This window comes from Microcoleus sp. Pol7_B2 (assembly GCF_036701035.1).
Taxonomy (GTDB): Bacteria; Cyanobacteriota; Cyanobacteriia; order Cyanobacteriales; family Microcoleaceae; genus Microcoleus.
The window spans coordinates 35,531-43,322 of sequence record NZ_JAUBQB010000061.1 but is presented as its reverse complement, the minus strand read 5'-3'; the positions used below and the strand labels follow the sequence as shown (position 1 = coordinate 43,322).

Here is a 7,792-nt window from a genome sequence, read left to right as displayed (position 1 = left end):
TTTTTTTCTAATTAACTATTTTTATCGATTTTATCATGATCTTATCTCTGTCTCATATTTATTTGAAATGACTATACCGTTAAAAGGTTCTTGCTTGAGAAGGGGATTCCTTGTCAGATGCTCGATACCCCTACACTTCTCAACCCTGACTGGAAGGATCTTAATTTATCTTTGAATATAGTTTCAAAATGCGGTGTTACTCCTTGGGTACTACCAGGAGCAATACCTGATGCTGACTTCTTCATTGGTCTTTCCTATACACAGAGCAGTCGAGGTAACTTCGATCGGCTAATGGGATACGCAAATGTGTTTGATCAGTATGGTAAATGGCAGTTTTACTCCGGCAATATAAATACTTTTCCCTACAGCGAAAAGATTAGGTATTTTAGCTTGTTGATAGAACAAACTTTAAAGAAGCTGGCATTATCTGAAACACCAAGTATTTATTTTCATTACTCTGCCAAATTTTCACGCGAGGATAGAGGAGCAATCCTAGAAGCGGCTAGAAAAATTAGACCACAAGGAAAATATTCATTTATTTGGATAAATTCACATCATAATGTGAGACTCTATGATAGTCGTCCTGAAACTGACGGGAGTTTGAGTCGAGGCAGCTATGTAATTACATCTCCCAATCAAATCTACCTTTCGACAACAGGTTACAACCCTTATCGTAAAGCCCTTGGAACTCCGATAATGCTTGAGATAAATGCAAGAGCTGAGTATCCTCAAGGTACTCCTAACTCTCCACCTGATTTGAGAGCAATAGCAGCACAGATTTTAAGTTTAACTAAGCTGAATTGGCGTTCTACTGATTCACTCTGTGGTGAACCAATTACAACTAAATATGCAGGGGACATTGCTTACTTGACATCTGCTTTTATGAGACAAGGTGAGCTTTTTCGGTTACATCCTGTTTTAGAAAGAACTCCTTGGTTTATTTAGGATTGATCGAGATCGGTGCTTGCAAAAGTAGCGATTGCCCCATAAAATGAAAGACCGATCTCCCTGACTGTTTTTTCCCATTGTGCAAGCTGTTATCTTCACTTCAGCCTCAAAAAGATGTCAAAACAGTGATGCGAATCAAACTTGCCTCTCCCAAAATTCCCGACAGTAAAAATTGTCCGCGTGTACGATAGGAAATTTGCTGTGGCGAGCTTCCAAATTCTCACCATCACCCCTTGACGCAAACCACCTGCTTCAAAGTCGCCACAATTTCCACCAAATCCGACTGCTGACTCATCACCTCATCAATCGGCTTATAAGCCCCCGGAATTTCATCTAAAAATTGCTCATCTTTCCGGCACTCAACCCCCTCAGTCTGCCGCACCAAATCATCCAGAGTGAATACATTCTTCGCTTGAGTGCGAGACATCAAGCGCCCCGCACCATGACTGCAACTACAGTAACTTTCAGCATTTCCCTTCCCTTTAACAATGAAAGATTTCGCCCCCATCGAACCCGGAATAATCCCATAATCCTCAACATCCGCGCGCACAGCACCCTTGCGAGTCACATACACATCTTCGCCAAAATGCACCTCTTTTTCCGCATAATTGTGGTGGCAATTCACCTCTAATAACGGCTTAACAGATTTGCCACCCGCGACGTGCTTTTCCACAATTCGCTTAAACCGATTCATCATCACATCGCGATTAAAACGAGCATAATCTTGCGCCCACTGCAAATCGTGCCAGTAAGCGGCAAACTCCCGCGTACCCGCCACAAAATAAGCCAAATCTTTGTCAGCCAGATTAATTTCTGCCAGTTTAGCTAAATGTTTAGCAGTCTCGATGTGCTGCTGTGCGAGCAAATTTCCAATGCCGCGAGAACCGGAATGCAGCATCAGCCAAACAAAGTTTTCACTATCAACGCAAACCTCAATAAAATGATTGCCGCCTCCGAGGGAACCCATTTGTTTTAAGGCTTTATTGTTTTGGTGCTGTACGCCTTGATGAAGTTCCTTAAATTCCCCCCATCCTTGCCAGTTGGTGACAGTTGTTTCTACTTCTTTGTTTTCGGAAAATCCGACAGGAATTGCGGCTTCGATCTCGAGGCGAATTTGTTTAAGTTTGCCTTCTAATTTGTGAGCCTTGAATGGCATTTTAACGGCAGCCATCCCGCAACCAATATCAACCCCCACAGCAGCCGGAATAATCGCTTCTTTTGTGGCAATTACTGAACCGACTAAAGCACCTTTGCCTAAATGTACGTCGGGCATAAGTGCGACGTGTTTGAATACAAAGGGCAAAGATGCTACGTTTGCGGTCATCTTGGTTTCTTTTTCGCCCAGGGCGTGATTTGCCCAAGATAATACTGGTTTTGGGGCTGATATGTCTAATTTTTCGTAGGGCATTTTTGTTTAAGTTGGTTTTGCATTTTTTATGTAGTATTATTGTAACATATAACTTTCGGATGTCAAAAACACTAATTCTTGTAGGGTGTGTCAGTCGGGAATTTCTTTTGGGAGTTATAAAATGTTTACTGACGCACCTTACCCACTAATTCTTGCGCCGTCAACTTCACATCCAATGCAGTACCGGTATTGTTTGTAAGTCCGACAGTCCGACAGGGAATGAATTCCCTGTCTCATAGCGAAAGTCCTCTGAAAGAGGACTGAAATCGATCGCACTTCCCGTCAAAATCTACAGTCGGTTTTAACCGACTTTCGCTTTGAGGCAGGGGTTTAAACCCCTGCCGGATTGCGTCGAAGTGCATAAAAAGCTGACACTACATTTTACAAATTCGGAGTCTTTCTCGCCGCCTTCTGCACAGGAATAGCAACTGCCTGCGGTTTCTTCTTCGCTGCAAAAGTCCCAAAGAAATCGTGCAGCAAAATATAGAAACAGGGAATAATAAACAGCGTCAGCAAAGTTGCCAGCGACAAACCGGAAAACACCACCACACCCAAAGGTTGGAGAAACTCCGAACCCTCTCCAATTCCCAAAGCTAGGGGAAACAAACCCAAAACTGTAGTAATAGTTGTCATCAAAATCGGTCGCAAGCGCTGAGGTGCCGCCCTGAGAATTGCTGTTGTGCGATCGACTCCTTCCTCTTCCCGAATTTGGTTCGCCAACTCCACCATAATGATGCCGTTATTCACGATAATTCCCACGAGCAAAATTGCACCGATCATCACCGTCGCACCGATCGCAGTTTTGGTCACATAAAGCCCGAATACTCCCGCCGCCAACGCCAGCGGCACTGTCAGCAAAATCACCAGCGGGTCAACCAAAGAATTGTACTGCACCGCCATCGCTACAAACACTAAAAAAGTCGCCAACCCTCCCAAAAGCTTGAGAGAAGTTTGCAATTGCTCATTAGTTTCAGCAGCCGCACTCGGCACAATTCTTACTCCTCGCGGCAACTTGAGTTCTGATAAAACTGCATCGACTTGCTGGACAGCATCGCCGAGACTTGCACCCTTATTCAAGTTTCCGACAACTAAGAAAACTTGCCGCTGATTGAGACGCTGAATTTCTGCCGGCGCTTTGCCGAGAATAATATTTGCCACGTCGCTTAAACGGATGATGCTGTTATTGCTGCCCGATAATGGAATTTGTCCGAGTTGAGCAATAGATTTGACAGAAGTGCGATCGAACTGCACCCGCACATCTATTAATCGGTTTCCCCGCTGCAACTGAGTGGGAACAGCACCTTCAATTGCTGTCTGAATTGTCTCCCCAATATCTTGGGCTGTCAGCCCGTACACAGCCGCCCTTTCCCAGTCTGGACGAATTTGTACCTCTGACTGCGGCGGGTCTGCCTCCGGTCGAAACCGGGCTAATTTTACCTTCTCATCTAATGCTTTTAATATCTGACGGCCTGCTTCCTGCAATGATTCTTCAGTGTCCCCCTGAACCACGACATCAATTTCGCCACCCCGCACTGGAGAATTAGTTAAAACTAAACCCCTAATCGATTCTGGAACTAGCCGCAGACGAGTTCCTTTAGGAAGGTCAATTTTTTTCAATTCCTCAGTCATTCTTTCTGTAAAATCGGTGGTATTGGTACCAGATTTGAGCGTAATTGTGCTGCTTCCCCGGAGCAAATTTTCAACCGTATTGTTGCCGAACAGCAGCCCTCCCGCTGTCGTTAAAGTGTACTCTGTTTCTGGCTGTTCTAGTAGAATTTTATCGACAGCAGCAATCACTTTTTGATTTGTTTCCAAGTTAGTACCCGGAGGAAATGAAGCAAATAATCTGGCTTGGCTTGTATTAACTCTTGGCAAAATTTCTTGGGGAATTTGTCCCACCATCACCCAAGTGCCGCCACCTAAAATTACAAAAGCGAGGGCAATGATAATTAACCGCAAACCCAGCACTTTTGACAGCATTGAACCGTAGGCTCGCGTGCCGTTTTCAAAACCGCGGTTGAAATGTTTTATCGGCCCGAACTGACTGATACCGCTGGAATAAGACATTCCCATCAAGCGAGAAGTCAGCATCGGCACTACCGTTAAAGCTACTAGCAGAGACGCTGCTACTGCAAAGCTAATTGTCAAAATCAATTCGTTAAATAGCAGCGAAAAGAAGCCACCGATCAGCAAAAATGGCAGCACTGATACTAAGTTTGCCGCTGTAGAGGCAACCATTGCTGATTCTACTTCTTCACTCCGCTCTACCGACTCTTCTATCGTGCGTTCTTTTCGATCTTTGATTTTGCCTTTTTTCAGATGAGGGTTGCTGTCTAGACCGACTACAATATTTTCTAAAATAACTACGCTGGTATCGATCGCCTGACCGATTCCTAGCGCTAAACCGCCTAAACTAAATAAATTCAGCGACATACCGAACAGCCGCATTAAAATAATGGCTGCTAGAGTACACAGAGGAATAGTCAGAGAGATAATCAGGGTTTGTCTCAGGGAGCCTAAAAAGAACAAAACAGCGATCGCAGCCAGCACTGCCCCTGAAACCCCCGCATTCGCCACATCGGCTAAGGAATTGCGGATAAATCTGGATTCGTCTAAGGTAGTAACTACGGTCATGTCCGCCGAAATTAAGCCCGACTCCTGCATTTCCTTGATGCGATTTTTCACTCCGTCTACAACAGTAATAGTGTTGGCGTCCGGCTGTTTCAAGATGCTAATTTTAACGGCAGGTTTTTGATTGAGAAAAACTTTTACTCGCTGTTCTTCGGTGCCGTCATTAACTTGGGCAAAATCGCGCAGGTAAACTCGTTTTGGCGGGTTGGAACCGGATACTTGAAAGGAAAGATTGGCGATTTCAGAAGCTGTTTTAAAGCGACCGATTGTGCGCGTCAGCGGTTCGTTAGATTCTTGCCGCAGCCGGCCGCCGGAAGTGTCTAAATTGCGATCGCGCAAAGCATTAAAAACGTCGTTAAGATTAACTCCTAAACTTTGCAGCCGGTTCAGGTCAATATTAACTTGAATTTCTTCTTGAACGCCGCCGGAAACGTCAACGGAAGCTACTCCGGGAATAACGTTAATTTCCCTGGCTAATTCTTCATCGGCAAATACCCGCAAATCTACCCCTTGTCGCGAGTCTGAAGTCAGGGCAAATTCGTAAACCGGCTGTTGAGAAGGGTCAAATTTAAACAGATTTGGCGATTCAACCGTATCGGGAAGTCGGTTGCGAATGCGGTTGACGGAGGCTGTAGCGTCATTAAGAGCCTGGTCAATATCGCCGCCCGGTCTGAAGAATAAATCGACGCTGACTTGTCCTTCGCGGGTGCGGGAAAAAACTTGCGTGACTCCTTCTGTTGCGGAAAGTCCTTGTTCGAGGGGGCGGGTAATTTCGTCAACGGCGACTTCTGGGGAGACTCCGGGGGCGTCTAAGCGCACGCTGATGCGGGGATAGGTGATGGAGGGCAGCAAGTCAACGGGCAGTTGGGTTATGTAGAAAATGCCCACGACTATAATCGCAAGTGTCAGCATGAGGGTGCCGATGTGGCGGCGAATCGCGGTCGCGCTAATGCTGAATCCGGGTTTGTCGGCTGTCATTTGATTTTTGATTTTAGATTTTAGATTAAAGAATTGGAAAGTTTACACCGTCACTCAGCCTGCAAAGGAATGAATCGCGGGGCTAGTGACCAAATTGTTTTCGGTCAGGCTTGATTTTGTATAGGGAGTGAGAGAATATTTACGCTCCGCACCTGACAAGTAGTATAATAAATTTTAATAAATTGTGAAAAATGTTTTTTTGAATATTCCTTTAGAGGTAGTCGATCGCCCACAATGCAGATTGACAGAAATTGCGATCGGCTTTTTTATCGAGCGAAAGCAATTGCGATTTACCCCTATCGTGGGGGTGGGTTGACTATATTGTTGGTCTTACCCACATATGGTTTGTAAAACCCGCCCCTCCATTCTTATTCGGCGTTGCTGATTTACGGTATGGAAGGCTAAATATGCCGGATCTTCCGTACTTCGTGGGCTAATTTATCTAAAATTAATGGTCTAATTTTTTACACAGCAAGGTTTTCCAGTCTTACTTTAGTTAATTTGGAGCCCTTTTTTCCTTCGATTCATACATAGCTTTAGTTTTCACTACTTAAACTAATCGTTTGGCACACTAAGTAAGGAAGAGCCAGCTTTACTAACAAGTTCTTTCTACTGATTTACTGCATTCACCACCTTTCCTAAAAAAACCCGGTTTCAGGAAGAAACCGGGTTTTTCACACTTAAACTGCGTGTTTTCGATACCACTCAATCGTATTTTTCAACCCTTCCTTAAACTTCACCTCCGCCACAAAACCAAACTTTTCCTTAGCCCTTTGGGTATCCAAACAGCGGCGCGGCTGACCGTTCGGCTTGTCTGTTTCCCAAACAATTTCTCCCTCAAATCCCATCAATTCGCAAATCGTTTCCACTAAATCGCGAATTTTAACTTCGCTATTCGTTCCCAAATTAACCGGGTCAGATTCACTGTAATCTTGCGTTGCCATCACAATTCCTCGGGCGGCATCTGTGGAATACAAAAACTCGCGGCTAGGGCTGCCGTCGCCCCAAACGGGCAGTGTTTTGTCTCCCCTTTCTTGCGCTTCGTAAACTTTGCGAATTAATGCGGGGATGACGTGGGAACTTTTCGGGTCAAAGTTATCTTCTGGGCCGTACAGATTTACTGGTAGCAAGTAGATACCGTTGAATCCGTACTGCTGGCGGTAGGATTGCAGTTGCACTAATAAGGCTTTTTTTGCTACTCCGTAAGGTGCATTAGTTACCTCTGGATAGCCGTTCCACAGGTCGTCTTCTTTGAAAGGAACTGGGGTTAAATTGGGATAAGCGCAAATAGTGCCTACGCAGACAAATTTTTCGACTCCTGCTTCGTAGGCGGCGTGGATTAATTGCGCGCCCATCATCAAATTATCGTAAAATAATTCAGCGGGTTTGACTAGGTTTAAGCCGATGCCGCCGACGTGGGCGGCGAGGTGAATGATAATATCTTGTTTTTCGGCGGCGCGCTTGCAGTTTTCCATGACGCGAAGGTCGCAGTCGCGCGATCGAGTCACCGAAATTTTATCAGCATCGGCCCCTGCTTTCACTAGCTGGTCGATTACCTGACGGCCCAAGAAACCGGCGCCGCCCGTGACTAGAATACTTTTGCTGCTTAAATCCAAGCTGGTCATAATTTTAGCCTCGGGATTTTGAATAAAGGTCGATCGACAATTTCAATTCTAAAATTGTTGCTTTAGCAAAAAAAGCTTTCAGCTACAGGATGAGGTTGCCCACAAATTTGTTTTAGCTGCACCCGATACGGACAATTTGCGCCGTGTACACCCGAAAGTTAGATATAGGGGTCGCGACTCCTCAACTATCATTTTAATGTTT

At 45.1% G+C, this 7,792-nt stretch carries 5 protein-coding genes; 2 read left to right on the top strand and 3 right to left on the bottom strand.

Annotated features, from left to right (window positions below; genetic code table 11):
* Nucleotides 1-117: 117 nt before the first annotated feature.
* Nucleotides 118-945 (top strand): hypothetical protein, encoded by an 828-nt coding sequence (locus QUA57_RS20700; protein WP_333063329.1) that lies wholly within the window; start codon nt 118-120, stop codon nt 943-945.
* A 229-nt stretch (nt 946-1,174) separates the two neighbouring features.
* Here the strand turns inward: QUA57_RS20700 and QUA57_RS20695 are convergent, their stop codons facing one another.
* Both QUA57_RS20695 and QUA57_RS20690 read right to left on the bottom strand, forming a co-directional pair.
* Entirely contained in the window at nt 1,175-2,356 is a 1,182-nt protein-coding gene (locus QUA57_RS20695; protein WP_333063330.1) for an RtcB family protein, read from the bottom strand.
* Between the two features lie 381 nt (nt 2,357-2,737).
* Entirely contained in the window at nt 2,738-5,965 is a 3,228-nt protein-coding gene (locus QUA57_RS20690; RefSeq protein ID WP_333063331.1) for an efflux RND transporter permease subunit, read from the bottom strand.
* Nucleotides 5,966-6,149: 184 nt separating this feature from the next.
* Here QUA57_RS20690 and QUA57_RS20685 point away from each other — a divergent pair, with 184 nt between their 5' ends.
* A complete protein-coding gene (locus QUA57_RS20685) occupies nt 6,150-6,281 on the top strand; it encodes a hypothetical protein (protein ID WP_333063332.1) in 132 nt (43 codons plus the stop codon).
* A 364-nt stretch (nt 6,282-6,645) separates the two neighbouring features.
* Here the strand turns inward: QUA57_RS20685 and QUA57_RS20680 are convergent, their stop codons facing one another.
* The gene (locus QUA57_RS20680) at nt 6,646-7,590 is read right to left on the bottom strand and encodes a GDP-L-fucose synthase (protein ID WP_333042703.1); all 945 of its coding nucleotides are present in this window, start codon (nt 7,588-7,590) and stop codon (nt 6,646-6,648) included.
* Between the last annotated feature and the right edge of the window lie 202 nt (nt 7,591-7,792).

What these genes read in the sequence shown, in the direction of transcription:
- QUA57_RS20680 (WP_333042703.1), bottom strand. Translation starts at nt 7,590, where the DNA reads ATGACCAGCTTGGATTTAAGCAGCAAAAGTATTCTAGTCACGGGCGGC.
- QUA57_RS20690 (WP_333063331.1), bottom strand. Translation starts at nt 5,965, where the DNA reads ATGACAGCCGACAAACCCGGATTCAGCATTAGCGCGACCGCGATTCGC.
- QUA57_RS20695 (WP_333063330.1), bottom strand. Translation starts at nt 2,356, where the DNA reads ATGCCCTACGAAAAATTAGACATATCAGCCCCAAAACCAGTATTATCT.
- QUA57_RS20700 (WP_333063329.1), top strand. Translation starts at nt 118, where the DNA reads ATGCTCGATACCCCTACACTTCTCAACCCTGACTGGAAGGATCTTAAT.